Annotated in this window: 24 protein-coding genes and 1 tRNA gene; 13 read left to right on the forward strand and 12 right to left on the reverse strand. The window is 65.0% G+C overall.

Annotated features, from left to right (window positions below; genetic code table 11):
* From GEV06_22390 to GEV06_22400, 3 genes are all read left to right on the forward strand, one after another.
* A partial coding sequence (locus GEV06_22390) for a hypothetical protein (GenBank protein ID MPZ20633.1) occupies positions 1-582 on the forward strand: 582 nt, incomplete at its 5' end.
* 335 nt (positions 583-917) lie between these two features.
* Complete coding sequence (locus GEV06_22395) at positions 918-1,139, forward strand: hypothetical protein (GenBank protein ID MPZ20634.1); 222 nt, start codon at positions 918-920, stop codon at positions 1,137-1,139.
* Positions 1,112-1,468 carry a MazF family transcriptional regulator gene (locus GEV06_22400; protein MPZ20635.1) on the forward strand — a complete coding sequence of 119 codons (357 nt, stop codon included), beginning with the start codon at positions 1,112-1,114 and terminating at the stop codon, positions 1,466-1,468. The genes GEV06_22395 and GEV06_22400 overlap by 28 nt, the downstream gene beginning before the upstream one ends.
* Positions 1,469-1,551: 83 nt before the next feature.
* Here GEV06_22400 and GEV06_22405 read toward each other — a convergent pair whose 3' ends face one another.
* From GEV06_22405 to GEV06_22440, 8 genes are all read right to left on the reverse strand, one after another.
* The gene (locus tag GEV06_22405) at positions 1,552-2,217 is read right to left on the reverse strand and encodes an ATP-binding cassette domain-containing protein (protein MPZ20636.1); all 666 of its coding nucleotides are present in this window, start codon (positions 2,215-2,217) and stop codon (positions 1,552-1,554) included.
* On the reverse strand, positions 2,214-3,989 hold the full coding sequence (locus GEV06_22410) for an ABC transporter permease subunit (GenBank protein MPZ20637.1): 1,776 nt from the start codon (positions 3,987-3,989) through the stop codon (positions 2,214-2,216). The genes GEV06_22405 and GEV06_22410 overlap by 4 nt, the downstream gene beginning before the upstream one ends.
* 53 nt (positions 3,990-4,042) lie before the next feature.
* Positions 4,043-5,251, reverse strand: a complete 1,209-nt coding sequence (locus GEV06_22415; protein MPZ20638.1) for an ABC transporter substrate-binding protein — start codon at positions 5,249-5,251, stop codon at positions 4,043-4,045.
* Entirely contained in the window at positions 5,251-6,336 is a 1,086-nt protein-coding gene (locus GEV06_22420) for a radical SAM/SPASM domain-containing protein (GenBank protein MPZ20639.1), read from the reverse strand. Before GEV06_22420 ends, GEV06_22415 begins: the two co-directional genes overlap by 1 nt.
* Before the next feature lie 17 nt (positions 6,337-6,353).
* Positions 6,354-9,902, reverse strand: coding sequence for a hypothetical protein (locus GEV06_22425; protein ID MPZ20640.1), 3,549 nt, complete (start codon positions 9,900-9,902; stop codon positions 6,354-6,356).
* Positions 9,823-10,566 carry a DUF2064 domain-containing protein gene (locus tag GEV06_22430; protein MPZ20641.1) on the reverse strand — a complete coding sequence of 248 codons (744 nt, stop codon included), beginning with the start codon at positions 10,564-10,566 and terminating at the stop codon, positions 9,823-9,825. The genes GEV06_22425 and GEV06_22430 overlap by 80 nt, the downstream gene beginning before the upstream one ends.
* A gap of 159 nt (positions 10,567-10,725) precedes the next feature.
* The gene (locus tag GEV06_22435) at positions 10,726-11,793 is read right to left on the reverse strand and encodes a hypothetical protein (protein MPZ20642.1); all 1,068 of its coding nucleotides are present in this window, start codon (positions 11,791-11,793) and stop codon (positions 10,726-10,728) included.
* A gap of 15 nt (positions 11,794-11,808) precedes the next feature.
* Positions 11,809-12,456, reverse strand: coding sequence for a hypothetical protein (locus GEV06_22440; protein MPZ20643.1), 648 nt, complete (start codon positions 12,454-12,456; stop codon positions 11,809-11,811).
* A gap of 199 nt (positions 12,457-12,655) precedes the next feature.
* On the opposite strand from GEV06_22440, the gene GEV06_22445 reads away from it, so the two are divergent.
* From GEV06_22445 to GEV06_22460, 4 genes are all read left to right on the forward strand, one after another.
* Positions 12,656-12,976: a metalloregulator ArsR/SmtB family transcription factor gene (locus GEV06_22445; protein ID MPZ20644.1), complete on the forward strand. Its 321-nt coding sequence runs from the start codon at positions 12,656-12,658 to the stop codon at positions 12,974-12,976.
* A 211-nt stretch (positions 12,977-13,187) separates the two neighbouring features.
* Complete coding sequence (locus GEV06_22450) at positions 13,188-13,418, forward strand: hypothetical protein (protein MPZ20645.1); 231 nt, start codon at positions 13,188-13,190, stop codon at positions 13,416-13,418.
* A complete protein-coding gene (locus GEV06_22455; protein MPZ20646.1) occupies positions 13,376-14,194 on the forward strand; it encodes a hypothetical protein in 819 nt (272 codons plus the stop codon). Before GEV06_22450 ends, GEV06_22455 begins: the two co-directional genes overlap by 43 nt.
* Before the next feature lie 41 nt (positions 14,195-14,235).
* A complete protein-coding gene (locus tag GEV06_22460; GenBank protein ID MPZ20647.1) occupies positions 14,236-14,490 on the forward strand; it encodes a hypothetical protein in 255 nt (84 codons plus the stop codon).
* A 22-nt stretch (positions 14,491-14,512) separates the two neighbouring features.
* Here GEV06_22460 and GEV06_22465 read toward each other — a convergent pair.
* Together GEV06_22465 and GEV06_22470 are read right to left on the reverse strand one after the other, a co-directional pair.
* Positions 14,513-14,589: transfer RNA gene (locus GEV06_22465), tRNA-Arg, on the reverse strand.
* Between the two features lie 76 nt (positions 14,590-14,665).
* Entirely contained in the window at positions 14,666-15,259 is a 594-nt protein-coding gene (locus GEV06_22470) for an SgcJ/EcaC family oxidoreductase (protein MPZ20648.1), read from the reverse strand.
* Between the two features lie 161 nt (positions 15,260-15,420).
* Here GEV06_22470 and GEV06_22475 point away from each other — a divergent pair, with 161 nt between their 5' ends.
* Complete coding sequence (locus tag GEV06_22475) at positions 15,421-17,136, forward strand: hypothetical protein (protein ID MPZ20649.1); 1,716 nt, start codon at positions 15,421-15,423, stop codon at positions 17,134-17,136.
* Positions 17,137-17,182: 46 nt separating this feature from the next.
* Here the strand turns inward: GEV06_22475 and GEV06_22480 are convergent, their stop codons facing one another.
* Positions 17,183-19,507, reverse strand: a complete 2,325-nt coding sequence (locus tag GEV06_22480) for a hypothetical protein (GenBank protein ID MPZ20650.1) — start codon at positions 19,505-19,507, stop codon at positions 17,183-17,185.
* A 412-nt stretch (positions 19,508-19,919) separates the two neighbouring features.
* Here GEV06_22480 and GEV06_22485 point away from each other — a divergent pair, with 412 nt between their 5' ends.
* The 5 genes from GEV06_22485 (at position 19,920) to GEV06_22505 (ending at position 26,138) form a co-directional block, all read left to right on the forward strand.
* Entirely contained in the window at positions 19,920-21,044 is a 1,125-nt protein-coding gene (locus GEV06_22485; protein MPZ20651.1) for a hypothetical protein, read from the forward strand.
* A 98-nt stretch (positions 21,045-21,142) separates the two neighbouring features.
* Positions 21,143-22,114 carry an RraA family protein gene (locus GEV06_22490; protein MPZ20652.1) on the forward strand — a complete coding sequence of 324 codons (972 nt, stop codon included), beginning with the start codon at positions 21,143-21,145 and terminating at the stop codon, positions 22,112-22,114.
* Between the two features lie 302 nt (positions 22,115-22,416).
* The gene (locus GEV06_22495) at positions 22,417-23,445 is read left to right on the forward strand and encodes an acryloyl-CoA reductase (GenBank protein MPZ20653.1); all 1,029 of its coding nucleotides are present in this window, start codon (positions 22,417-22,419) and stop codon (positions 23,443-23,445) included.
* Positions 23,442-24,788 (forward strand): hypothetical protein, encoded by a 1,347-nt coding sequence (locus GEV06_22500; protein ID MPZ20654.1) that lies wholly within the window; start codon positions 23,442-23,444, stop codon positions 24,786-24,788. Before GEV06_22495 ends, GEV06_22500 begins: the two co-directional genes overlap by 4 nt.
* Positions 24,789-24,803: 15 nt before the next feature.
* A complete protein-coding gene (locus GEV06_22505; GenBank protein MPZ20655.1) occupies positions 24,804-26,138 on the forward strand; it encodes an aminotransferase class I/II-fold pyridoxal phosphate-dependent enzyme in 1,335 nt (444 codons plus the stop codon).
* Between the two features lies 1 nt (position 26,139).
* On the opposite strand, the gene GEV06_22510 is transcribed toward GEV06_22505, so the two are convergent.
* Positions 26,140-26,513, reverse strand: a 374-nt coding sequence (locus GEV06_22510) for a hypothetical protein (GenBank protein MPZ20656.1), incomplete at its 5' end; no start/stop codon positions are given.

Genomic DNA, 26,513 nt, shown 5'->3' on the forward strand with positions numbered 1-26,513 from the left:
AACATCCAACATCTCGAAACGCTCAACGACGCCGTGGCCAGGGCCACCGGCGTGCGCGTGCGCGAGACCGTACCGGACACGTTTCTCGACCGCGCCGATGAAGTCATCAATGTCGACGTGACGGTCGAGGAGCTGCGCAACAAGCTCCGAGAGGGAAAGATCTACCGGCCGGAGAAAGTTGAGCAGGCGCTTTCACACTTCTTTCGCAAGGGCAATCTGTCAACCCTGCGTGAGCTCGCGCTTCGCGCCGTTGCCGACGAAGTGGGGGAGAAGGCGGCGAGCTACCGCGCGCGCGAGGGCCTCGAGCCAGCGCTGATCCCCGAACGCGTCATGGTGTGCATGAGCTCCAATACGCTGGCACCTCGCGTCATGAGGGCCGGCGCACGCATCGCCGGCCGCCTGGGCTCGAGGTGGTACGCCGTCTACGTGGAGGCGCCGCGGGAGCGACCGGAGCACATCAACCCGCGGGATGCGGAAGCGTTGCGGACAGAACATCACGCTCGCGGAGAGCCTCGGCGCCACGGTGGTGCGCGTCAAGGCCGCACGTCCGTCAGATGGTCTCATCGCGTTCGCCCAGCGTGAAGGGGTCACCCACGTCATCTTCGGCCAGAGTGCCAGGTCTCGGTGGGAGCTGCTGTGGCATGGATCGACGCTCGACCGGTTCCTCGGCGGAGTTCCCGACGCGGCCGTACAGGTCGTGCCGCTGAACGAGGCGTGATGGTGGATGTGGCGAGGATTGTTCTCGCCACAGGCGCGTGGCGCCCTCGCGTGCTCTATTGGACGTAGGCGGATGGTCGGCGCGAGTGAGCGTTGCGGGGCGCGACCACGGCCACGGCTCGCAAGCACCACGGCTCGCAAGAACTTGACGAAGCAGACTGCCTGATGCGAGTCTGAGTATGGCCCGGGGAGCAAAGCAAATGATCAAGACAGTGGAGGCCGTGATCGACGAGCGTGGCAACGTCAGACTGCTGGAACCCGTGCGTCCCGACGAGGCCCGTCGCGCACTCGTGACCATCCTGGACGAGCGTCCCGCCGCACGCGCGTCGGAGACGGCGCTTCTGAGCGAAGCCGCGTTGGCTGAGGATTGGGATCGGCCTGAGGAGGACGAGGCGTGGTCACACCTGCAAGAGGTGCAGTAGTGCTCGTCCGGTTCCCCTTTTCCGACCTGTCCCGGACCAAGCTGCGTCCGGCGGTTGTACTCGCCGATGCTGGACGTGGTGACCGCGTGCTGTGTCAAGTTACCAGCAAGCCGTATGCTGACGCCGCAGCGATTGTATTAGACCAAGGCGCATTCGCCTCAGGCTCGCTGCACGTCACGAGCTACGCTAGGCCAGCAAAACTGTTCACGGCCAGCAGCGATCTCATCACCGCAGAAGTCGGCGCGCTCAAACCGGAAGCCATGACACGGATTGTGGACGCCGTGGTGGCTCTGTTGCGGGCAGGAACCGCGAGCGACCCCCAGACGTAATCTGCCACGCACATGGGGTGCAAGGGGCGGGTCACGGCGTCGCTCCGACATCGCGACACGGAAGGTGGGCCAACGCCTCGTAATCAGCGTGCTATCTGGTTCAACTCGTCCGGCGCGGACAGGTCACACACCGGGCCTCCGGCCGCGCAGGCGTCGGCCGCATCATGCGTGACGAGGATCGTGGGGAGCTGCCGTGCGGCAATCTGGCCGAACACGAACCGTTGGATCTGCGCGCGGAGTGAGGTGTCGAGGCGGGAGAACGGTTCATCGAGCAAGAGCGCGCGGGGCGTGGCCAGCAGCATGCGCATGAGCGCCACGCGGGACCGCTGACCGCCGGACAACGTGGCTGGATCTCGGTCAGCGAAACCGGACAGGTCGGCCTCCGCCAACGCGTCCTCGATGCGCGCGCGCCGCGCGGCACGGCCGCGGAGTGAGGCCGGGAGCCCGAAGGCGAGATTCCCTCCGACCGACAAATGCGGAAACAGCAAGTCATCCTGAAACAGGATGCCGATGCGCCGCTCGTTGGGCCCGAGCCCGGTCAGATCGCGACCATCGAGCCACACCGTACCGCTGACCTCGAAGGCAGGCGGCACTGCGCCGATGACGACAGACAACAGGGTCGATTTGCCAGAGCCTGACGGTCCCATGACGGTCAGCACTTCGCCCGGCGCAATGTCTGCATCCAGCGTGACGAGTCGACGTCCGCCGAGAGAGATGCAGATCTGCTCAAGGCGAAGTCCGGCAGTCATGCGTGGAGCCTCAACGCACGGCGGTTCCGGAACACAAGTGCCGGGATGGCCAGCGCGGCCGTGAATCCGATGAATGCTGCTGCGGCTTGCGTGAGGGCGTACACACCGATCAGGCGTCGGTCGCCACCCGAGGCGAGGGCCACCGCTTCTGTCGTGAGGGTCGACACGCGGCCCGCGCCAATCAAGAGCGTAGGCAGGTATAGGCCCACGGACACGGCAAATCCCACGGCGGCGGCGGCCAGCACAGGCCGCAGCAGCAGAGGCAGCCGCACGGCCCAGAACACGCGGTCAGGTCCGGCGCCAAGCGTGGCGGCGGCGAGACCCATGCGAGGATCCCAGGCCCGAAAGGGATCAGCGAGAGAGAGAAAGACATACGGGACGACGAAGATCACATGCACCGCGATGACACTCAACTGGCCGCCATTCATACCGACAGCCGTCGCGAGCGTTTGAAGTCCGAGGAGAAAGACGATCTGCGGGATCAGGAGCGGCAGATACAGCAGCCACAGACTTCTAGCGGGCCGCGCCCTTCGGTCGCGCCCCACGACGCTCGCTTGACGCACCGAAACTTGACTCAGTGAGTCAAGTCTTCGGTCCTCAAGGGTTTTGATCGTCGGCTGAACGCCGACACGATGCTCTGCCTCGAGGCAGGCGAGCGTGAGGACCAACGCCACGAGCGTCGCGGCACCGCCAATCCGCGCCGTCTCGCCGACGACGGCGCCAAGCTCGCCGCTGGCGTATGCCCAGGCGCGCCCACTGAACGCTTGAGGAAGCACGTCGGGGAACGTCCACAGGCCAGCCACGGACCACACCGCCAGTCCGATTAGCCCCAGGAACACAGCGCTGGCCGACAGTCCGGCACCGCCGAGCGCAAGGACGCGGAACACACTGTCGCGCGCGCCGCGCCCTCCCGCCTCGATCCAGACGCGGCCCAGGCGCGCGCCGATCAACTCGCCAAGCCGCCAGAGCCCGAGGGTCCCGAGGACCAGCATGAGCTGCAACACGGCGCCTGCCGAGGCGCGGAACCGCAGCGCCAGATCGGGATCGTTGGTCCAGTGCAGGATCTGGACCGCGAGTGTCGGCGGCCTCGTCGGGCCGAGGATGAGCGCGACGTCTATCACAGACATCGAATACGCCAGCACCGCGTAGATCGGCAGGCGGATCTGAGGATAGACCTGCGGAAGGACGCTCTTCACCCAGGCCGTCACATGGCCGTAGCCCAGTGTTTCGGCCGTGAGACGGCTGCGGTTCGCGTCCGTCTGTCCCAACGCCGCCAGGGTCATCAGCAGGAGGAACGGCACTTCCTTGACCACCAAGCCACTCACCATGGCGAGACCGTGGGGATCCTGCACGATCAACACATCAGGAGGCGCGGTCCAGCCGGTCGCCCACGGCGACAGCGCACGGACCATCCAGCCTGACGGCGCGATCAGGAACGCGAGCCCGAAGGCGGCTGCCGCGTGGGGCACGGCGAGCAGTGGCGCCAGCGGGCGTTCGATGGCGACGAAGAGGCGGGTCCCTTGCCACGCCGCGCAGATGAGGACCGTCGTGCCCAGCGAGAGCGCCGTCGCGAGCAGGCCAGTCGTCACGCTCAGCGCCGCGGATCGAGTGAGACCAGGCCAGGCGAGCAGGTCGCGCCAGGCCGCAAGACTGATCGCGTCGCGCCCAAGGGCCGGTAGCCACCCCAGGGCCGGCGCTAGCGTCCCGGCCACGCCCGCCAGAAGCGGGACGAGCAAGATGGCGAGCGTCAACGTCGGCGCCCACGGCAGCAGCTGCAGCCGGCTCGATGTACGCCGGTGAGCCGACGGGATCGCGGGTGCGACGCTCACGGGACGACACCGTAGCGGCGAAGCCAATCCTCCTCGATGCGCACCATCCAGCTCGGATGGGGTTCCTGCAGCGCTTGGCCGAGCTCCTCACGGGAGAGGGTCGCCACGCCGAGGTCAAGGTTGGCGAAGCGCGCACGGTCAGCCGCTGGCAGCCGCTCGATGTCGAGCACGGTCAGCGAGCCCCACACCTTCGGATCTTGCTTACGCGCTTGGGCCTCGGGCGACATCAGAAAATTCGCTACCACCATGGCGCCTGCCTTGTGCGCGGCGTTGTACGGGATCGCGACGAAGCTCGCATTGCCGATGGTCCCCCCGTCGAGCACATAGGTGCGCACGGTTTCCGGCAACTCCTGATTCGCAATGGCGGCGGAGGCTTCCCCCGGGCTGAAGGAGATCGCAATATCGATCTCGCCGTCGGCCATCATCTGCCGCATGCGCGGTCCGCTCTGCGGATACGCGCGACTGGACCTCCAGAGATGCGGGGTCAGGGTGTCGAGCCACGACCACAGCGGTGCGGTCACCTTGGTATACGTCGCTTCACTGACAGGATCTTGAAGCATCGATACGTCGTCTAGCAGTCCGTACAGCGCTTGTTTGAGGAAGGTGGTGCCGACAAAGTCCGGCGGTTGGGGATAGGTGAACCGGCCCGGGTGGGCACGCGCCCAATCGAGGAGCGCCTTCATGCTGCGAGGAGGGTCGGCCACCCGCGCGGTGTCGTAGTAGAACACCACCTGGGCCATGCTCCACGGCGCTTCCAGCCCCTCGGTGGGCACGGTAAAGTCGCGCGTCACCGCCGGTTTCCCCTCCACGTCGACATAGCGCCAGTTGGGCATCTGCTCCACCCAAGGGCCGAAGAGCAGGCCATGTTCCTTCATGGCGGCGAAGTTCTCGCCGTTGATCCAGATGAGATCGACCGACCCGCCGGCAGCGCGCCCAGCTGACTTCTCGCCCAGGACTCGGCTGACGGCCTCCGCCGTATCTGCGATCTTGACGTGCTCGATGCCAACCTCGAACTGGCGTTCGGTCTCACGCGCGACCCACGCGATGTAGTTGTTGACGCGTCGATCGCCCGCCCAGGCATACCAGTACACGGTCTGACCTCGCGCCTGCGCCACGACGGCGTCCCAATCCCCAGGATCGGGCTCCGTCATCGTCGTACAGGCCGCGAGGAACAGTGTCAGGCCGACGGCGACGACCCTCGTCATCACGGGCGACGGGCTCCTGTCGCGGCCTCGCGGGCGGCCAGGCGTTCCCCCCGGATGTGGTCGATCACCGGTCCCAAGACCTGTTCGTGGAACCGATCGCAGCCGATGCACAGATTGCGATACGGTCGGCCATCGGGAGTCGTGGTGCGGCATGCCTCGAGGAATCGGGCGACGTCCCACCCGGAGGTGATCCCCATCCGCTCCGGATGACCGTTCGAGATCGCTTCGAAGGCAGGATGGCCCTCGAGGCTGGCGAGAATCTCGTCGAGCGTTTCCTCGGTGAGGTTCCCGAGCGCCTTCTTGGTCTTCAGACAGCACGGGAACACGTCGCCATTCGGATCGATCGAGACTTCGGAGCCGGAGAAGCCCCGTCGCAAGAAATTCAACCCGCCCGACCACGCATTGCAGAAGTTGTCTTGGATGGTGGCGCGCGAGAGCGAATGCTCCCAGGCGCGTCCCCGCGGCCAGATCTTGCCAATCCAGGCATCCTCGGTGGCGCCGAACAGCGAGTAGACCGGGCCGCTGTCACCAGCCTTGGGCCAGTGACGCTCGCTGACGGCGAGCGCGCTGTCGGTCATGCCAGCTGCCTCGAACATCTGCCGCAGCCGGTCGATGAGCGGCAGGCGGTTGTCGCCCTCCATCCCGACATGGAAGTCATCCATGCCGGCACAGGAGATCATCCAGACACCACGAGCCAGGAGCTCGTCGATGACGGCCGGCGTGACCAGATCGCCGGTGGTCTGCACAACCACCCGCACGCCTTGACCCGCGTAACGCGCGGCGATGGTGTCCAGCGCCGGATAGAGCACCTCCTCGCGAACGGGGTCGATCAGCACTTCGCCGCCGGCCAGGATGATCCGTCCCGGGCGGCGCTCATAGCCACCGGGAGCCGTCTCACTTGGCGCTGAGAGATCGAGATAGTCGATCCGTTCTGGCAAATTCGCAATCACCCGTGGAGCGGTGACCTTGGCCTCGTCGACGAGCGCACGCAGCCGACTGCGCGCGTACGGACGGAACCGCGGCTCGTAGCAGTGCGTGCACTTCCGATGACACGCCCAACTCACGACGTAATAGATGCTTTCCACGGTACACCTCCACTCAATCAAAACTCGAACCGTGCGCCGAGCTGAACGATCCGCGGCGCCGTCGCATTGCTGACGAACCGACCGAATGCCTCGCTGGAGAGAGTGCTCACCGGAAAGTTGAAGTTCACATTGTTGAACAGATTGAACACCTCGAGTCGCAACTGCAGGGCGCTCATCGGACTCACCATCGGCATCCGCAATCGCCGAGTCAACCCGAGATCGACATTGAAGTAGTCGTCGCCGCGCATCGCGTTGCGACCAACGTCACCGAGCTCGCCCGTTGGGGGCGCGACGAACGCGTCAGGATTGAAGGCGAATCCCTCGGGCACGTTCTCATTCGGATCGCTCACCTGGTTCGGACGCCGGTTGGCAATCTGTAGCACCGGATCGAGGCTGCCGACACTCACCGTGAACGGTTGCCCGGACTGCCAGGTCAGAATGCTGTCCGCGTGCCAGTTGGCCAGCACTGATGAGAGGAATCCCCCGTCGTGCAAGAACCGATGCCCTTCACCGAAGGGCAGGGCCCACGTGCCACTCGCCACGAGCCGGTGTGGCATGTCGAAGTTCGACCGTCCCCGGTTCGCATCGGGGTTGAACGAGTCCTGCGGCAGGTCATCGTCGCCGGTGCCGATGCCGCTGGCATCATCGTCCGATTTCGACCACGTGTACGCGACCAGGAAGGAGCTCCCGCCCGAGAACCGCCGTTCGAGTTGTGCCTGGAGCGCGTGATACACGGAGTGTCCGTTGAAGTGTTGTTGGAAGATGTCGCTGGAGAATCGCGCGCCCTCTGGTACGTCTGGACCGGCAAACGGCCGAGATCCGACGGGCAGTCCGTCAACGAGCGCGGCGGGACTGTTGACGGCGACGACCTGGTTGATGTTGATCGGCCGAGACTGCTTGTACCCACGCCGTCCTACGTAGCCGATCTCGCCGACGAGCGAGTGGCCCAGCTCGCGTTCGATGCCGATGTTGAATTGCAGCGCCAGCGGCGTGGCGTAGTCGACGTCGATCGACGCGGCGGAGGAGGCTTCTCCGCTCCCGAGCAAGCTCGTGAACGTTGTGGCGTCACTCCCGTCGGTAGGAAACGGCACCGGGTCGTTGTGGATGGCGGTCAGGGCGAACGGGGCATTCGTTCGGGCCGTCGAGAAACGGTCTTGAAAGACGCCGTTGTCGTAGTAGACGCCGACGCCGCCTCGAAGAACCGTCCGACCTGAGTCATCGAGCCGGTATGCCCCTGAGAAGCGGGGAGCGAAATTGTTCGTGTCGATGTCGTGTAGTCGCGACAGTTCGTCCGAGCCAACAACGAAGTTGCCGACGCCGGGGATGAGATTCGACAGCAGGTCGTCAGCCTCGGTCAACGGGGTGTCTAGCTCGTAGCGAAGGCCCAGGTTGAAGGTGAGTCGCGGCGTGACCTGCCAATCATCTTGGATATACGCGCTGAAGGCGGTCGTGCGGAATCGCCGAGTCGGGTCGGCCGAGCTGATCGTGGCCTGCGACGGCAAGCCAAGGAGGAAGTCGGCCAGGGCCGCCACGGGTGCGTTGCCGGGAATGGTGGGGTCGATCACGCCGTTCTCGGTGCCGTTGAACGTCAGCGACCCGCGGAGCGTCCGGAACTGGCTCGAGTCGACCTCCGCGTAGCGCAGCTCGCCGCCCAGCTTGATCGCGTGGGCGCCACGCGTGACCAACAGACTGTCCATGAACTGAAACAGGGTGCGATTCGTCGTCGACGCACCGAGGTCGTCGGTGAAGGGCTGGCCGCCCGTGCCCCCGAAGCCCGTGATGTTGATGATCGGCAGCCCGCGGCCAAACTCGTTCTGCGGCGCACCGTTCGGCAGCCCGATCGAGGCAGGGTCGACGTCGTTGAGGGTGATGATCGGATTGCTCTGCCGATTGAGGCCGAAGCGCACCTCGTTGAGCACGCCCGACCCGAAGGTGTGCGTATACGCCACCGCCAGCGACTGTCGCCGCTCCGGGTTCGAGAACGGAAACGCGGGCAGGGAGGCCGACGTGAAGAAGATATCGAAGGGGAAGAACTGATCCTGAAAGTCGAAGTTATAGCGGGCGGTCAGCATGTCTCGATCTGACAGCCGGCTGTCGGTGCGCACGACGAAGGCGTCCTCCCGCATGGTCTGCAGGCCGTTGGCGACGAAGTTCGCGCCCGGGTCCGCGGTGTTCGGCAGGGGGATGAAGCCGTCGTTGATAGCCTGTGAGATCGGGGAAATCTGGCCGCTGATATCGAGTTGTGCGGGCGCCGTCGGCTCGCCGGCGTCGAAGATCCCGTTCCCGTTTGCGTCCGTGAATGCCGTGTAGCTCAACGCGCCGTTCCGCTGCGCCTCGGTCGGGACATTGCTGGTGAACGGCCCCGTGCTCATGTCGACCTGGTTGCGCTCGTAGTTGAAGAAGAGGAAATGGCGATTCGGCTGGAGGGGGCCACCGACCGCACCGCCGAACTGGTGCGAGCGGAGCTCTGTGGACGGCAGGTCGTTCTCCTTGACGAAGAAATCCTCGGCGTCGAGCGCGTCGTCACGGAAGAACTCGTAGCCCGACCCGTGCCAGGTGTTCGTTCCGGAGCGCGTGACGTAATTGATGATGGAGCCGGAGTAGCGGCCGTACTCGGCTTTGAAGCCGCTGGTCTGGATGTCCGCTTCCTGAATGGCCTCGACCAACGGCGGGAACGCGATCACGCCCTGCTCGGGAATATTGATGTCGACGCCGTCGAGAAAGAAGCCATTCGAGCGTGACGGTGCGCCGTTCACCGAGAATGCGCCAGCATTGCCGTCTGACGGCGTCGCGAGGCCGAACTGGTTGAAGGCCGACGACCGGAAGCCTCCGGCCGCGCTGACACCGGGTGCCGTCAGGGTGAGCTCTTGAAGTTGACGGCCGTTCAAGGGTAGGTTCCGAATGCGCTCGTCTGGCAGTACCGTCGCCAAGTTGCCGCTGCCGCTGTTGGTGATGGGGGCCTCGACGATAATCGCGTCTTCCACGGCGGCTACCCGCAGCACCACGTCGGCGCGCCGTTCCTCTCCGACGCGTAACGTAAGGCCGGGTTGCTGACCCTCGGTGAACCCGGCGGCTTGCACGCGCACGGTGTAGGAACCGGGGAATAAGAGCGGCAGCCGAAAGCGGCCGGCTTCGTCGGTCGTCGTCGACCACTCGAGCCCGGTGTCCTCGGCCGTGACGAACACCGTGGCCACCACGACGGCAGCGCCCTGTTCGTCGAGCACGACACCCATCAACGTGGCCCGCGCATCCTGCGCGGCGGCGAGCCGTGGCGAGGTGACCAGCATGGCTATCAGAAGCACGAATAGCAATCGCGACATCATTCCCATCTCTCCAGTGGGGGCGGGCTGCGTCGGCCCACGCGTGCCGGGACGACACCTCCCATGCTCGCGTGTGCGGAGACACCTGCGCACCGCGGGTAGGCCCGACCCCTTCGACTCTTCGACTTCGCTCAGGGGCGGGCGCCGACGACGTCGGAGCGCAATCCTACGAACAGAGATGGGCGAATGGAGGACCGCGTGTGGTGCGGGCGGAGCAGAGCAGGAGCGATGGGAGGGGGGCGACATGCGTCGCGGCGGCTGGCACCAACGGGATGAGGGCGCGTACCAACCATCGATAGGCCCGCCAGAGCGGCGCGACCACACTGCGTCGATAGAGTGATCGGATAGCGCCGCTCGCGTCGAGGTCGGGCGATGAGTCCGTGTCGAGAATCGTGACGCCGAGCTGGTCTGCGCACGCGCGAAGGTGGCGGTGAACAGCGGCCGTCCTCCAATTGACCGCTCCGAACATCCGGGGGGTCGTCGGCGTCAGGCCAATCGCGTTCACGCCGCCGTCATCGGCGGGCGCGAGGAAGAGGGCGCGTTCGTGGCTCTCGAGGTGGTCGAATGCTCGGCGAATCTCTGTAGGCTCGATCGGAGGACTATCGCCGCCGACGATGAGCGCGGCGCTCGCGCCGAGCCGGAAGGCTACATCAAAGGCCGCGTTGAGCTTGACGTCGAATCGATCGTCTGGCTGCGTTTCGATGTCGACGTCCGGCAGCGTCTCCTGGAGCGACGCCACGGAGTCGCGCGGGGCCACGACCAGGAAGTCCGCTCCGGCTTCGTCTGCCGTTCGGCGCCAGGCCGAAAGGAACGACTCGAAGAGCGCCGTGCCCGGGCCGGCCGGCAGCCGCTTCGCACGCGCCTCAGCCGCCGGCGAACGCGTGAAGATGACAATGGTGCGCCCGGTCATATCCGTGACAGTCTCCCGGACGGTCGATTCGTTACAGCAGGTAGGGACGCCTCGCCGAGGCGTCCGCGTTCGCGCGGCGCATTCGGCATCGATGCACGGGTCGTCTCGCTGTCCAGGGCCCAGGGCGTGGCAACGAGTGGATTCGGCGTGCGGCTTCGGTCACATCCTGGCGACGGGCACATCAGGTAGCCCACGCCGCCGCCGTCTCTCGATCTCGTCTGCGTACACCCGCCGCCGATCCACGAAGAACATGCCGCCCCGACCTCGCCGCAACCGGACGCGCCAGTACGTGGCCCACGCCAGCAGGCGCTCCGGCCACAGGACGTGCCGCCGTCCTCGGCCATAGGGACCACCACAGAAGTACACCCCTGGGGTGAGGGGCGGGCGGACCACGGCGGCCGCCCCGGCCGGCTTCTTCAGGGCGTACACGTCGGCGGCCCAGTGGCCAGTGATCAGGTTAGCCGTGGGAAACGGAGCACTGTTTCCCCAGAGCACGCAGCCCCTTGGTCCATTGGCATTGCAAAACCACGGAAAGAGTGTCCGGAGGCAGCACGTAAAGTAGGCGAACTCGCGCGGCCTGTACTCCCGTTGGCGAAACAGAATCAACAGTTCCCGCCGCTCTCGCCGGACGAACCGCCAGATCTCCGCCCGGAAACGCCTGTCGGTGAAGTGTGCCAACGCGTCCGAAAAGTCCGTAAAGATGCAGATGCCGCTGTTGTAATGCGACGCGCCGTGAATGTAGTTGATGCCATGCGGCATCCGACGGCTCGGCCCCTGATGCAGCTGGGGGACGACGGCTGAGAGAGCCGCCCGCCTGGCCAGGAACCAGCACGTTGTGGTCAGCACCACGTCGTCCGGCGGCAGGACACTATCTACTCCGCCGCGCGCCGAGCGGTACAGGACGTTCTGGGCCCAGACATACTGCCCGGTGTCGGGATTGATGCCCGTCGCCCACGGATGGTCGCGATGGATCAGGCCGACCGGCATCGGCCTCAACCAAGTGATGTCCAGTACTCGCAGGATGCCCAAGCCGTTGTGGGCCACCTGGCCGGTCCAGCGCAACGGTAACCCTGACCAATATACGAAGGAGTCCCGCCACGACGCGACTGCAGCGCGGTCAGGGGGACGCTGTCCTTCTGGCGGCAGTGCCCCTCCGTCCGGCCGTCTGTTGTGCGGGCTCGGGGGAGAAGGCACCAGGACCGTGCCCGAGAGCGTCGTGGTGGACACAGGCTGTTCCTCCTCTCAGCGGCGGGTCTGGCAGGCGTCCGCTGGAACGGTTTCCGCCCCTTCGTCCGGGGCGGGCACCGCACCGCCAGGCCGGGGAACGGGCCGCGGGCCGAGCGCGTTGCTCCACGCTCGGCGGACCACGCCACGGAGCCCGAGCGCTTCGAATGGGGCGGCGAGCAACTTGACCTTGCGGTGCTTCTCACCCCAGTCCGGCACGTCGTCGTGCAAGACGTACACTTCCCAGAGCGTCTCGTCTGGGTCCGTGACCCAGAGCTTCGTCTGACGGGCGTAACAACACTGCACATCGTCCTGCTCGCCCATGCGAGCGCCAACCGCCCGCAAGCGCTCGTGGACAGATCGGAGTTGGTCCAGCGTGACGACGCGCAAGCCGAGATGGTTGAGGGGGCCACCGGCGCACGCCCGCTGAGGTTTGAGCGACAGGACGATGGGCGGCTCGTCGATCTCGAACTTGGCGTAGTCGGGGTAGAGCTTGACGGGTCCGGTTTCCAGAAGTGCGGTGTAGAACTCGACCGACCGGCCCAAATCGGACACGTTCAGCGAGACGTGGAACTTGATCTTGGCAATGGCGTCGCCCGGAGTGCGGTTTAGGGCTCCGGCCGGCGCGGTGGCGGTCGTCATCGCAGAAGCCTCCAGTTGGCACATGGCAGGGCATACGGCCACATGGCGGTTGGAACGTCCGGTTCGACGCCAACGTCCGTCAGCCCCTCAGACATCCTAATACGTGCCTTAGTGTCGTGGTGTTTATGGGGTCGAGGAGACAGCGGTTCTACCGGAGGCTAAAATGAGCGTGTGTGGGAGACGTGACGTCCCTGCCGGGAGTCACATCACGCAGGACAAGGATGTGAAGCGAGATCCCTTACAGTCTCAACGCTGTGCCCGCAAGCTGTCGGCTCTGGCCGCCCCGGAGCGACTGCGGATCGTTCACTTCTTGCGAGGTGGTCCCCGGAACGTGACGGAGATCGCGAATATGCTCCGGACCGCGGCCGTCAACGTGTCGCACCATATGCACGTCCTCTCGACGGCGGGCCTCGTCAAGCGGGAGAAACGCGGCCGCTTCGTGCTCTACTCGCTGGGAGCCGGCGTCTTCGAGGTGGACGACCACGGCGGAACGCCAGATCACCTCAACCTGGGATGCTGCCGATTGGAGCTACCGTCGGAATGAGCCGCGCACCTCGGCGGAGCGATCGTCGCGCTTGAGCTTGTTGACGTTGGTCGCCAACTAGCCAGCGCAAGGACGCCGAGGCAAAGGAACGGAGACGCAGGAAGACCATGATCCGTTCGATCTTGACCTCCTGGGCGCCACCGGATTTTGGGCATCGACCTCGGTCGAACCTGCGGGAACCGCACCCGGCGATCCAAGATACAATCGAGGCATGGCTGTTGAGCCCCAGACGCTCGCGGACGCTGTCAACGCCCTCGTCGACGAGTATCGCACGCAGTGTCTCTGGTTTCTGCGTCCCGACTACTATCCGGCGACACGCGAGGCGCAGCTCCGCATCCTCGACTACGTGCAGCGGTACGGTGACCGTCGCGCCCATCTCCGAGCAGCGATGCTTCGTCAATGGTTCTCACAGACTTCCAGCGCCGTGTCTGCCGCCTCATAGCGAAGAATCGGATCGCTGCGGGAGAGAGCTACGTTGCCGGCGGAGCTGCGCTGAACGAGCTGATCGCCAGTCCGAGGATCTCGCGCGACATCGATCTGTTCCACGACACGGACACAGCCGTCGCGGCGGCGTGGGATTCGGACCGCCACGTGCTCGAGCAACACGGGTTTGAGCTGCGTGTCGTGCGCGAACGGCCCTCTTATGTTGAGGCGGAGGTGAGCGCGGGCGGCAGGTCGCTGCGCGTGGAGTGGGCGCGCGACAGCGCCTACCGCTTCTTCCCGCTGATGGAACACGAGGAGCTTGGGCTAGTGCTGCATCCCTTCGATCTCGCGACGAACAAGGTGCTCGCTCTCGTCGGGCGTCTCGAAGTGCGCGACTGGGTGGACGTCATCAACAGCGCTGAGCATGTGCAACCCCTCGGATACGTGGCCTGGGCCGCCAGTGGCAAGGATCCTGGGTTCGGTCCCGAAGCGATTCTCGAGCACGCCGCGCGGTCCAGCCGGTACTCGGCGGACGAAATCGCGGCGCTCGCGTTTGAGGGCATCCCTCCAGACGCAGGCGAGCTGGCCCGGAGATGGCATGCGTTACTGGACGCGGCCCACCCCATCGTTCGCGCGCTACCCGCTGAAGAGATCGGGAGATGTGTACTGACGCGGGGCGGTGAATTGTTCAGAGATGATGCCGAACAGCTCAAACGTGCGCTGGTGCAGGACGAAATCCTTTTCCACGCAGGTTGCCTCCGAGGCGCGTTTCCACAGGTTATTCGTGACCCTTGAATTCATCACGACGCGCTTCCGCTTGTCGGGAGCGGACGCTGTTGAGCCGCCTGCGTCGTATCCCGTCACGGCTACAGGCACTCGTGTTCGTTCCCATGAACGAGGCGGAGATCGCCGCCCTTCTGCGCTGTTCGATCCGGATGCTGTATCGACTGAAGGCGCTCGAGCGCCGGACACGCGCGGGTTTCTTTCCCGCCGAGATTCCCGGGCTGCGGGGGCGCTATTGGAAAGAAGACGTGATTCGCTGTTTCAAGCGAGGCGCGGGTCGCCGCGATAATGGAAGGAAATTGCCCTGAGGCGCCTAGGATTCGACCCCAATGGCGCGCCCGACAGGATTCGAACCTGTGACCTTCGGCTCCGGAGGCCGACGCTCTATCCAACTGAGCTACGGGCGCCCAAGCCCCCAATCATAACGTGCCGTCTGCGCGGCAGCAAGGAAACACTATCGAAGCCCGAGCGGTTCCTTTTCGCTCAGCTCGCGGGCAGCATGTTGCGAATCGCCGCGATCCGCCACCCGTTCGCACCCTGCGCCAGGACGAACGTGGTCCACATCCGGCGGCTGTCGCCTCCGGACACGCCGGCGATCTCATAGCGTCCGTCGGCAACTGCCAAGTTGGGCGCGAGCAGGCGAACGGTTTCGACAGTGATCGTGCGCGTGCCGCCCGTGCGCTCAGACGATGCGAGCGCGCCGCGGACGACCTGATCACGTCCCCTGCGCCACTCGCCAGACGATGTCAGCTGATCGGCATCCTCGGTGAACAGCTCCTCGATCGCCGCCGCGCTCCGCTGCTCACGCGCATCGACATACTTCGCTACCAGGTCTCGAATCGCCGCGTCGTCGGCTGTCTGACTCCTGGCAGCCTGGGCGTGCCCAGGGTCATGCCGAAGTGCGACCAAGGCGAGCGACGCCAGCAAACAGGTCACACATGTTGCCACCACACGCATCAACTTACCTCCTGGCGCTCGTGCGAATCGCACGGGCGCGTCTTGATTGCCATCGAGGCTCCAGCGAAGCCTGTGCGGCTCATCTCCTCTACGGCCGCGCTTACTTGTAAGCTCCGGCATCCTCTTGGTCCTCCGGTCGACACAATTGCGGTTGGCCTTACAAGGTCGTCAGAAACAAACCGAGCGCCAAGTTCAAGCACTACGACGCAAGCCATTCTCTCGACGACAGTAACGCGGAACGACACCGTTCGGCACAGTCGTTGCGGTGGGGCGACCCTACCATGTCACTTCCCCTTCCGTCCGTTGTCTTCTGCTTCGTCGTCCGAGCGACTGCGTGCGCGTTGCTCGGGCTTGCTCTGCTTCCGCAGGACGCCGCAGCCGGCTCCGTCACGCTCGAGTGGCATGCCAACGGCGAGCCGGACATCGCCGGCTATCGACTGGTCTACGGCACGCAGCCAGGTGACTACACGTTGGAGATCGACGTCCGCAACCGCACCACCTTCACCGTCAGCGATCTGGCGAGCGGTCGTTACTACTTTGCGGTGACAGCCTACAACACGGCAGGCATGACCAGCCTTCCCTCGGGCGAGATGCAGGTGACGATCCCCCCTCCTTCCGAGAGCCCGCTGCCTCCTGAGCCGCCGACAACGACCTCCCACCGCGGTTATTTTGCCGAAGGTATTGCAGCCGACGGCTTCGAGACACGCTTCGCCTTGTTGAATCCCACTGACGATCCGGCAGCGGTCACGATGGTCTTCGCGGACGAAGAAGGGATCGAGCGCACGCGCGCGCTCGAGCTCGGACCACGGACACGCGCAACGCTGACCGCACGTGACCTTCCGGAGCTGACGGAACGGACATTCTCCACCCGTGTGGAAGCGGATGCGCCAGTCGTTGTCGATCGCACCGTGACGTGGGGCCCGGGGCCTGAGGGCGACGGGCGTGAGGGTGCGCACCTCGAAACGATGCTTCCCGCTCCATCGACGAAATGGTACTTCACGGAAGGCATGACGTCGCCCGGCTGGCTCGATCTCTTCTATCACGTGCACAACCCGCAGGATGCCGCGGCAGAGGTCAGAGTGACCTATCTGCTGGCGGAGGGGCGGTCGCCCGAGATACGGCGATACACCATCGCGCCGCGCAGTCGGCTCACGATCCGGGTCAACGACGAGGGGCCCCCGCTCGACAGCAGCGAGCTCTCTGCCATCGTCGAATCGACCAACAGCGTGCCAGTGATTGCCGAGCGTGCGTTCTACTTCTCGGGTCGGGAAGAGGCCCTCGTGGCCGGTAGCGCGAGCGCCGGTGCGACGGCGCCTTCAACCCAGTGGTGTTTTGGTGGCGGCGAGACCGGCGACTACTTCGATCTGTTCCTGGCCCTGGCGAATCCCCACGACACGGCCGCGGAGGTGCGCGCGACGTATCTGCTGCCTACGGGCCGGACGGTGCAGCGGCGCTACGTGCTCGAGCCGCGGTCGCGCAAGACCGTGCATGTGGATTACGAAGGCGCCGACCTCGGTCACACATCCATGTCGACGATGCTGGAATCAGCCAACGGGGTATCGTTTCTTGCCGAGCGCTCGATGTGGTGGCCGGGGTCGCCCGCCGGACAGTGGCACGGATCGCACGGCACCGTGGGTGCCACGCGAACGAGCACACGCTGGGCGCTTGCCGAAGGTGAAGTCGGAGGCCCGGCCCGCGTCCGCACGTACCTGTTTGTTGCCAACACGTCGTCGACCGTAGGGAAGGCCCGCGTCACGCTGCTCTTCGAAGACGGGACCAGCGCCATGCGGACCTACGAGCTCCCGGCACGAAGTCACACCGGCATTTCAGTCGCTCATGACTTTCCGGAGAGCGAGAGTCGCCGCTTTGGCGCCCTGGTCGAGAGCGTTGGCACGACGCCGGCGGCGCTCGTCGTCGAGCGCGCGCTCTACTGGAACGCCGACGGCAGACGGCGGGCGGCTGGCGCGGCAGCCCTCGGCTCGCCGCTACCTCGATGAGCGGTGGCCGCGCGCGTCCCGCGCGAGCGGTCCGGGTGGGCGAGTGTCAGAAGCGGAACGAATACTGGAACTTTGCAGACGCCCTCGTGTCCTGAGGCCTGAATCGCAGGTTGTCGCCCTCTTCGTGAATCCAGCCCTGGTTGAACGCGATGAAGAGGTCGTTGCCGGGTTTCAGCGTCCAACGAACGCGACTCTGCCAGCCGAGATTTCGCGAGCGATTGTCGTATTGAACGAGGCTCGAGAACGATAGCCGGGGAGAGGCCGAGTAACTGACCCTCGAGCTGACGATGCGGGCGGTGAAGTCGCCTTCGGGCAGCCGCGCGAATGTCTGGTCCGCGTCCAGCTCAACGGTGAAGCGGGGCGGGAGCTTGTACGTGGTGCCCGCTGTTACCTGGGTCGCCGTACCCGACCAGTAGTTGCCGAAGACCACAGTGGCGCTTCCCGAGAGCGGGCGCTTCGTGGCCGTGGAGAACAGATTGCTCTTGAAGCGCGTGAACCGGTACTCGCCGGGAGGCAGGATCACGCCGGGCGAGATCTCGAACGGCTCGAAGAGCCGCTCGTAGGTGGGATTGAAATCCAGGATCCCGTGGATGTTGTCCCCGGAGTTGAAGTGCCAATCGAGCCACGTGACGTACAGGTCCCAGCTCTCGACTTCACCGTTGTCGAGTCGCGTGAACCGCGTGTAGAAGACGTCGTGATTCATCTGCTGGATGTTGAGGAAGCTTCGCGGGCGAGGGTTGTAGCTTGCGGCCACCCTGAACAGCCGGACGTTGCTCCGTTGGACGAACCCGAGGGCGGGGTCGAAGTTCTCCTGAATCTCACGAAGCGCCACCTGCGCATCGTACTTGTCGTTTGGAAAGCGGGCAGACAAGCCGTACGACCAATCCTCGTCTGAGCGCGCTTCCCGCTGACCGCGCACGGCGTACGCATTCACATCGAGATTGCGCGAGCCGCCGAGGAATTGAGAGGTCGCGAGGCGCAGGTCGGCGCCGTAGGTTTGCGCCGACTGCCCGAGCGCCGGATCGCCGGCCGTGAAGATCCCGCCTACGTAGGACTGCTGGAAGAGATTCCGCTTGACGCGTCCGACAAAGAGGTTCTTCTCGTCGACGACAGCCGCCACGTCGCCGGTTCGAACGCCGAGCATGCCGACGTCGGTCCGACCGGCCTTCCCGGTCAGCTTGGCGCCAGCATCGAGAGGTACTTCCTCACCCTCCAGCAGACCGATTCGGCGGCTGAAGAAGGGATACACGTCGGCGCCGGCTTCGGGAATGCCGCCAGGCGGCTCCGGCCCGAGACTGGCGAAGCCAAAAACGCCCGCGTCTTCCAGAAAGAACGACCGCTTCTCTGGAAACAGCAGCGAGAATCGGGAGAGGTTGATCTGGCGCTCGTCGACTTCCGTCTCGCCAAAGTCGGTGTTGAAGGTGGCCGTCAGCTTCAGGCTGGACGTGATGTTGTAGGCGAGGTCGAGACCCGGCTTGTTGCGGAAATCACCCGTCTCAGTACTGTCGAGATACAGCCAATCCCCAGCGAAAAATGGGCGGAGATCCAGACCAATACCTTGGGTCAACCCATCGAGCTGCGTGATCTCTCCCGCTTCGGAGACCTGAAAGAACTGTGTCTCGAGCCTGGCCCCCGACCAGCGGTCCTCCTCCAGCTTTCGATAGATCGTGCGCGCGATGTTGAATCCCCACGCGGTGCGCCCGGCGGGGAAGCTCAAGCTCTTGAACGGAATCGCAAACTCCGCCACCCACCCGTGCTCCGTGCGTGCAGTACGCACGTCCCAGATCGCGTCCCAATCGGTGTTGAGCTGGCCGTCGGCCACGAGCCCATCCACGAGCGCGCCAGACGGATTCGTCGCGAAATAGAAGGCATTCCTCCGGTCGCGAAATGTGTCGAGCAGGATCTCGATACGGTCATCCGAGCTCAGGCTCGAGTCGCGCATCATTTGGGTCCCGATGACACGATGCGGTTCGGAATCGTAGGCCGCGATGCCAACGTAAAGGAAGTCCTGGTCCTGGAGCAACGTGACCTCGGTGCGCTCGCTGGGCGCCGCACCGGCCCTCGGCTCGCGCTGTACGAGGTCGCCGATTCCTGGCGACGAGTGCCAGGCAGGCTCGTCCAACACGCCGTCGACCGTGATGGTTTCTGCCGTGGCCGTGACGATGGCGGATCTGGTGACGAGTTGCCGGACAGGCGCGGCCGCTGGCGGGGGCTGTTGACCGACGGCCGCGGCCTTTGCGTTCGCTCCACCACGTGCCTCCGCGCTGGCCTCCTCTGCGCCCGCGGCTGCCGTCGCGCACATGAGTGCAAGCGTGAACACCTGCAAGCCGGGCGGCCAGGCCCGTGCCACCAACACGTCGAGCGTCGTCATTCACTCTCCAGTCTGTCTCGTGGTACGCGACGACTTCCACGGTCACCTGTGCAAACCGTCGAATGCTAACAGGTAGGGCTGTCTTCCAGAGCGCCACGTGCAAGGCTGAAACGGCGGCGTCGATTGTCCGTTCCGTCCGTTCACGTTACGATAACCGGCGCCATTCCCGTTTACGTGTGCCCTCGGTCGGACTCGAATCGTCGAGAACCGGAAGCGGACGCCTCGGCGAGGCGTCCCTACCACGATGGTAGGGCGCGCTCGCCGAGCGCGCCGTGAGCGTCGTGTGGCGCGGCGCGCTAGAATGCCGTTCGTGATGAGGAGAGTGACACCAGCCGTGCCCGAGTCTCCAGCCGCGCTTGCACCAGTCGCTGCGAAGCGAGAGGTGTCGGTCGACGTGTTTCGCGGGCTCGTGATGGTCTTGATGCTCGCCGAGGTCATGCAACTGTGGACGCTTCACGATGCGTACCCGACGAGCCGGCTCTGGGCGCTGGTTGCCTACAACACCACGCACGTGCCGTGGCAGGGATGCTCGCTGCACGACCTGATCCAGGCCGCGTTCTCGTTCCTCGTCGGCGTGTCGTTGCCGTTCTCCATCGCGGCGCGCCTGGCCCGGGGGGGCAGCCGCCGACGCATGCTGGCGCACGCCGTCTGGCGAAGCGTGATCTTGATCTTTCTCGGCATCTTTCTGCGATCGCTGCACGCACCCCACACCTACTGGACGTTCGAAGACACGCTCACGCAGATCGGGCTCGGCTACACGTTCCTGTTTCTGCTCGCGCTGGTGTCGTGGCGCATCCAGGCAGCGGTGTTTGGCGCGCTCCTCGTGGGCTTCTGGGCGGCGTTTGCCCTCTACCCGTTGCCCGGTCCTAGCTTCGACTACACCAGCGTCGGCGTGCCCGCCGACTGGCCGCATCTCTACACCGGCTTCCTCGCGCACTTCAACAAGAACTCGAACTTGTCCTGGGCCTTCGATCTGTGGTTCCTGAACCTGTTCCCGCGGGAAGCGCCGTTTCTGTTCAACCAGGGCGGCTGGTCGACGCTGAGCGTCATTCCAACCCTCGCCACGATGCTGCTGGGGGTGTGGGCCGGGCAGTGGCTCAGGACGGACCGGCCGGCCGTTGAGAAGCTGAAAGGGCTCACTGCCGCCGGGCTCGCCCTCGCGCTGGCCGGGCTGCTGCTCCAGTGGCTACACATTTGCCCCATCGTCAAACGTATCTGGACCTCGTCATATACGCTCTACAGCGGCGGGCTGGTCGTCCTGATGCTCGCAGCGCTCTACGCGGTCATCGAGTGCAGGGGATGGAAGCGCTGGTCGTTCCCGCTCCTGGTCGTCGGCGCGAACTCGATAGCGATCTACGTCATGAGCTGGACGCTCGAAGAGTTCGTGGCGTCCGCACTGGTTCGGCACGTTGGGCAGGCGCCGTTCCTCTTGCTCGGCGCGCCGTTCGAGCCGGTGTTGCGAGGGCTTGCCGTCCTGTTGGTCTTCTGGAGCATCCTGTTCTGGATGTACCGGCGGCGAATCTTTCTCAGGATCTGACGAGGTGAGTTGCCGGGCACCATGTGCAGGGCCTTCGCGTTTATACTCTTGCGTACGCACGAACCCATATCCTTTTGCTGATTCAGGAATGGACAAGCATGAAGCTCACTGCATCCTCCAAGTACTGCACAGTCTTGCTGGCTGGTTATTGTCTGGCTCTGCCAAGCCCCTTGCGAGCCCAAACCGTTCCCAAGGACCAGCTCATCGCGATGACCGCGGAATGGGAAGGGCCTCGCTTTCCCGACGGTCGTCCGAACGTGGCGGACGACGTCCTGAAGCGTATGGAGCACGTGACGATCGAAGAAGCGTGGGCGACCCTTCGCGGAGCGAAGTACACCACCCAGTTCGAGGACGGCGACGAGTTCGAGCAAGGCCGCTGGGAGATCATGCGTCCAGATCAGGCGATTGTCGGCCGGGCCTTGACCGCCACTTATGCTCCCGCGCGCCCGGATGTCCAGCAATACATCGATCAACAAGGGAAGCAGGCTGAACGATCGGGGCCACCGAACACGTGGCCTATTGACATGCTCCAACCAGGCGACGTGTACGTCGCGGACGGCTTCGGGAAGATCGCAGACGGAACCCTCATTGGCGACCGATTGGGCAACGCGATCTACGCCAACTCAGGGAATGGCGTTGTCTTCGACGGCTCTGCGAGAGACCTGGAGGGGCTGCAAGAGATCGAGGGCTTCAACGCGTTCTTGCGAGGATGGCACCCTTCCTATATCCAGAACATGATGTTGGTCGGTCTCAACACCCCGACTCGCATTGGATCAGTGACGGCCATGCCGGGCGACGTGGTGCTTGCCAAGCGAGAAGGCGTGGTGTTCATCCCTGCTCACCTGGCTGAGCAGGTGGTCAACGAATCAGAGCGAACCAGAGTCCGAGACGCGTTTGCCCACGCCATGGTGGCCAACGGCACGTATACAGCGGGGCAGATGGATACGAAATGGACGGAGGAGATTCAGAAGAATTTCGTGGGCTGGGTCCAATCCAACGGTCAGCGTCTTCAGGACGAGCTCGGCGTCGCCCGCGAAACGATTGATGCCTTGGTGCAAGGGCAACCGTAAGCTGTCTCGAACGAAGGTAGGGCGGCCCTCTCGGGAGGGCTGAACAAGAGCCCGACCTAAGGACCTGTCAGGGAATAAGTGCACCATTCTGGGTGCCGATGCATCCCGTCTGGCAGCGTTGCTCGTCGCTTGCATACTCCCGGTATGCGCACTCCTCGCGCCTTGCCAGACGGGCGCCTCGACACCCAGAACGGCACACTTATTTCCTGACAGGCCCTAAAGGTCGGGCCTACATGCGGATCGTGCGTCAATCGAGGATCATCGTGGAATGTTGTAGACGATGATGTCGCATAATGTCGGCGATGCCCGACTCGTTTCCTGCGTTCGTTGCCGAAGAACGTGACGGCCGCGTCGCTGGACGCATCGATCGGCTCACGCTCGACCAGCTGCCGCCTGGCGACGTGACGATCGAGGTCGAGTACTCCTCGCTCAACTTCAAGGATGCCCTGGCCGCGACCGGCCGGAATAGGATCGCTGCAAGCTATCCCCACGTTCCCGGAATCGACGCTGCAGGCACGGTGGTCGAGAGCAGCGATCCCGGCGTCCGTCCCGGCGATCCGGTGATCGTGACGGCGTACGAGTTCGGCGCCGGACGCTTCGGTGGGTACGCTTGCTACGCCCGCGTTCCGCACGAGTGGGTCGTCCGCCGCCCCTCGTCTCTGTCGGCGTTCGACGCAATGGCGATCGGTACCGCCGGGTACACTGCCGCCATGGCCTTGCTGGCCATCCAACACAACGGCACCAGGCCATCTGATGGCCCGATCATCGTCACCGGTGCCACCGGCGGTGTAGGATGTCTTGCGATCGATCTGTTTGCTGCGGCAGGCTACGAAGTGGCCGCGAGCACCGGCAAGCCGACGTTGCACGACTGGCTCCGGCGGCTGGGCGCCAGTGAGCTACTGAGCCGCGACGAGGCGGCCATCCCAGCAGGCGCCGAGGTGCGTCATCTGATGCGGACGCGTTGGGCCGCCGCGGTGGACAATGTTGGCGGCGCTACGCTCGACTATCTGCTGCGAACCGTCAAGCCATACGGCAACGTAGCTCTGTGCGGTCTCGTCGGTGGATCGACCTTCCGTGGCACGGTCATGCCCTTTCTACTCCGTGGCGTCAATCTGCTCGGCATCGACTCTGGTCACGTGCCGATCGTCGAGCGTCAGGCGCTCTGGGATCGCCTGGCGACGGATCTGCGGCCGCGCCATCTGCACGACATCGCGCGACGCATTGCGCTCGCTGACTTGCCCGACGTGATTGCATCCATGCTGGGCGGCGAAGTGCATGGGCGGTTCGTCGTTGCCATCGAGGCTGAGCGAGGCCACGAGGATCTGCGGTGAACAGGCGGGCTCTCCTGAGGATGATTGCTGGATCGGTGGGCGCGTCGGTTGCGTGTGCCAGGCGGCCGGCGCGGTGGCGCGCCGGCGCCGCTGCCGTCGACATCACGCCTGCGACCGAGATCTGGATGGCTGGGTATGCAGCGCGAAAGCGGCCATCGCAGGGCGTCGCGCTGCCGCTCTTTGCGAGGGCGCTCGCGTTGGAAGACGCAAACGGCGTGCGTGCAGTGCTGGTCACCGCGGACATCCTTGGGTTTACCGATCAGATAGCCGGGCGTGTGGCGACGGCGGCCGAGCGCCGCTATGGGCTCGGCCGCGCTCACCTGCTGCTGAACGCTAGCCACACTCACTGCGGGCCGGTCGTGGACGGGATGCTCTCGGTGGCGTATGACCTCACGGCCGAGCAGCGCGATACGATCCACGCGTACTCACGTGACCTCGAAACGAAGGTGACCGGCGTTATTGGAGATGCGCTCGGGCGGTTGCAGCCAGCGAGCCTGAGCGTCGGTGAGGGGAGCGCAGGATTTGCGGCAAACCGGCGTGTGGACTTCACACCCAAGGGTCCCGTGGACCACGCGGTGCCGGTCGCTCGCGTCGGCGGCCCCGATGACGAGACGCTGGCCATTGTCTTCGGATACGCCTGTCACAACACGACGCTCGGCGCGGACTTCGTTCGGTTCCACGGAGACTACGCCGGCGTTGCGCAGGCAGCGCTCGAGCGACGGTATCCGGGCGCACGCGCGCTGTTCGTCACCGGTTGTGGCGGTGATGCCAACCCGAAGCCGCGGGGGACGCTGGCGTTGGTCGAGCAGCACGGCCGCGCGCTCGCGGACGTGGTTGCCAAGACGCTGACGTCGACCACACCGGTATCGGGCCCGCTCGGTGCCGCCTACGACACGGTGGACCTGCCGTTCGCAGAAACGCCCGGGCGCGAGGTATGGCAGTCGAAGCTCCAGGATCCTGATGAGTACGTGCGGCGCCATGCCAACCTGATGCTGGCGCAGCTCCAGAGCGGCCGCCCGCTGCCGACGGTGCAACCGGAACCGGTTCAGATATGGCGGTTCGGCAGCGACCTGACATTGGTGGCCCTGGGCGGGGAAGTCGTGGTGGACTATTCGCTGCGGCTGAAGAAGACATATCCGCATGAGCGAATGTGGGTTGCCGGATACAGCAACGATGTCTTTGCGTACGTCCCGTCTCGGCGAGTGCTCGAGGAGGGTGGGTACGAGGGGGGCGGCGCAATGATCTACTACGGTAAGCCGAGCGCCTTTGCCGCGTCGGTGGAAGAGCGCATCCACGACAAGGTGAACGATCTGATGCGGACCGTGACCCACGCGGTCGAGTGAGAACGGAGGCCAGCGATGAAGGTCGATCTCAATCGTCGGACGTTCATGGCTGCGGTCGCCGCAGGCAGCGCGGCGCTCTCGGGGCGTCGCGCGGTGGCGGGCGACGCTTCGACGCCGGCAATGCTTGGTGGAACGCCGGTGCGACGTGAGCCGTTCCCATCTTGGCCCGTGGCGGACGAGCGCGAGACCGAGGCTCTCGAGAGAGTCCTTCGCAGCGGCCACTGGTTCCGCGGCAGCGGTGATGAAGTCAGTCGCTTCGAGGCGGAGTACGCAAAGCTGACCGGAGCGCGACATTGTCTGGCCACGGCCAACGGCACCAGCGCTTTGATTACCGCGCTTCAGGCGCTCGGAGTGGGGCCTGGCGACGAGGTGATCGTGCCGCCGTACACGTTCATCGCGACCGTCAACGTGGTGCTCTTGGCGCACGCGCTGCCTGTGTTCGTGGACACCGATATCGAGACCTTCCAAATCGATGCGGCCAAGATCGAAGCCGCCATCACCGATCGAACGCGCGCCATCGTCCCCGTTCACCTCGGCGGCGCGTCGGCCGACCTGGACACGATTCTCGTGGCCGCGCGCACCCGCGGCATCCCGGTCGTTGAAGATGCCTGCCAGTCGCACCTTGCCGAGTGGAGAGGCCGCAAGGTCGGTACGTACGGTCGCGCGGGCTGCTTCAGCTTCCAGGCGAGCAAGAACCTCAACGCGGGCGAGGGTGGAGCGGTGCTCACTGACGATGGCGAGCTCATCGAGACGTGCTATGCCTTCCACAACAACAGTCGCGGACGGAAGGTGACCGGGCAGGACTTCTCGTATCGGGGAGCGGGAGCGAATCTCCGGCTGACCGAGTTCCAGGCGGCCCTCCTCACGGCCCAGATGACGCGATTGGAGGCCCAGGCGCACACTCGTGACGAGAACGGTGCATACCTTACAAGCCTCTTGAGAGACATTCCTGGAATCGCGCCGGCACGTATGTACGAGGGTTGTACGAGAAACGCTTATCACCTCTACATGTTTCGGTATGACCCGGCGCAGTTCGCTGGACTGCTGCGCGCCGCGTTCCTCGAGGCGCTGGCGGCCGAAGGGATACCGGCGTCAGGCGGATACACGCCGCTGAACAAGGAGCCATTTCTTGCCGCGACCTTGACCGGGCGCGGCTATCGGACGATCTATTCGGCCAAGCAGATCGCCGAGCTCGAAGAGCGCAACCGGTGTCCGCAGAACGACCGCTTGTGCCGCGAGGCGGTCTGGCTCACGCAGAACATGCTGCTCGGCCGGCGCAGCGACATGGATCAGATTGCCGAGGCGATTCGGAAGGTGCAGCGACATGCGGCACGGCTCGCCACGCCGTAGCTCACCGGTCGACGTTGTCGAGGAGCCAGATGCGGCCGGCCGTCTCGACGACCGGGACGAGCAAGCGGTTGGAGGACACAACGAGCTTGATGTTGCCCATCCGCGGCAGCAGCATCTCTCCCGGACCGTCGAATGAGGTGACCTGGAACGGTGGGCCGATTGGCCTGCCCTCCTCTGGATCGAAGCGGCGACCCCAGACATTGAGGAAGCCGCTCCGATTCGACACGAAGTACACCGTTCGCCCATCGGGCGCCCAGCGCGGGACGTCGTCGAACGATCGCCCATCCGTGATGGCCGTCCAAGGTCCGCCTGACGCCGGGACCACATGGATGGCCGAGACACTGGCATCGGTGGCATCCACCGCATTGAAGCTGA

Origin of the sequence: Luteitalea sp. (genome assembly GCA_009377605.1) — a bacterium.
In the GTDB taxonomy this organism is placed as follows: domain Bacteria; phylum Acidobacteriota; class Vicinamibacteria; order Vicinamibacterales; family Vicinamibacteraceae; genus WHTT01.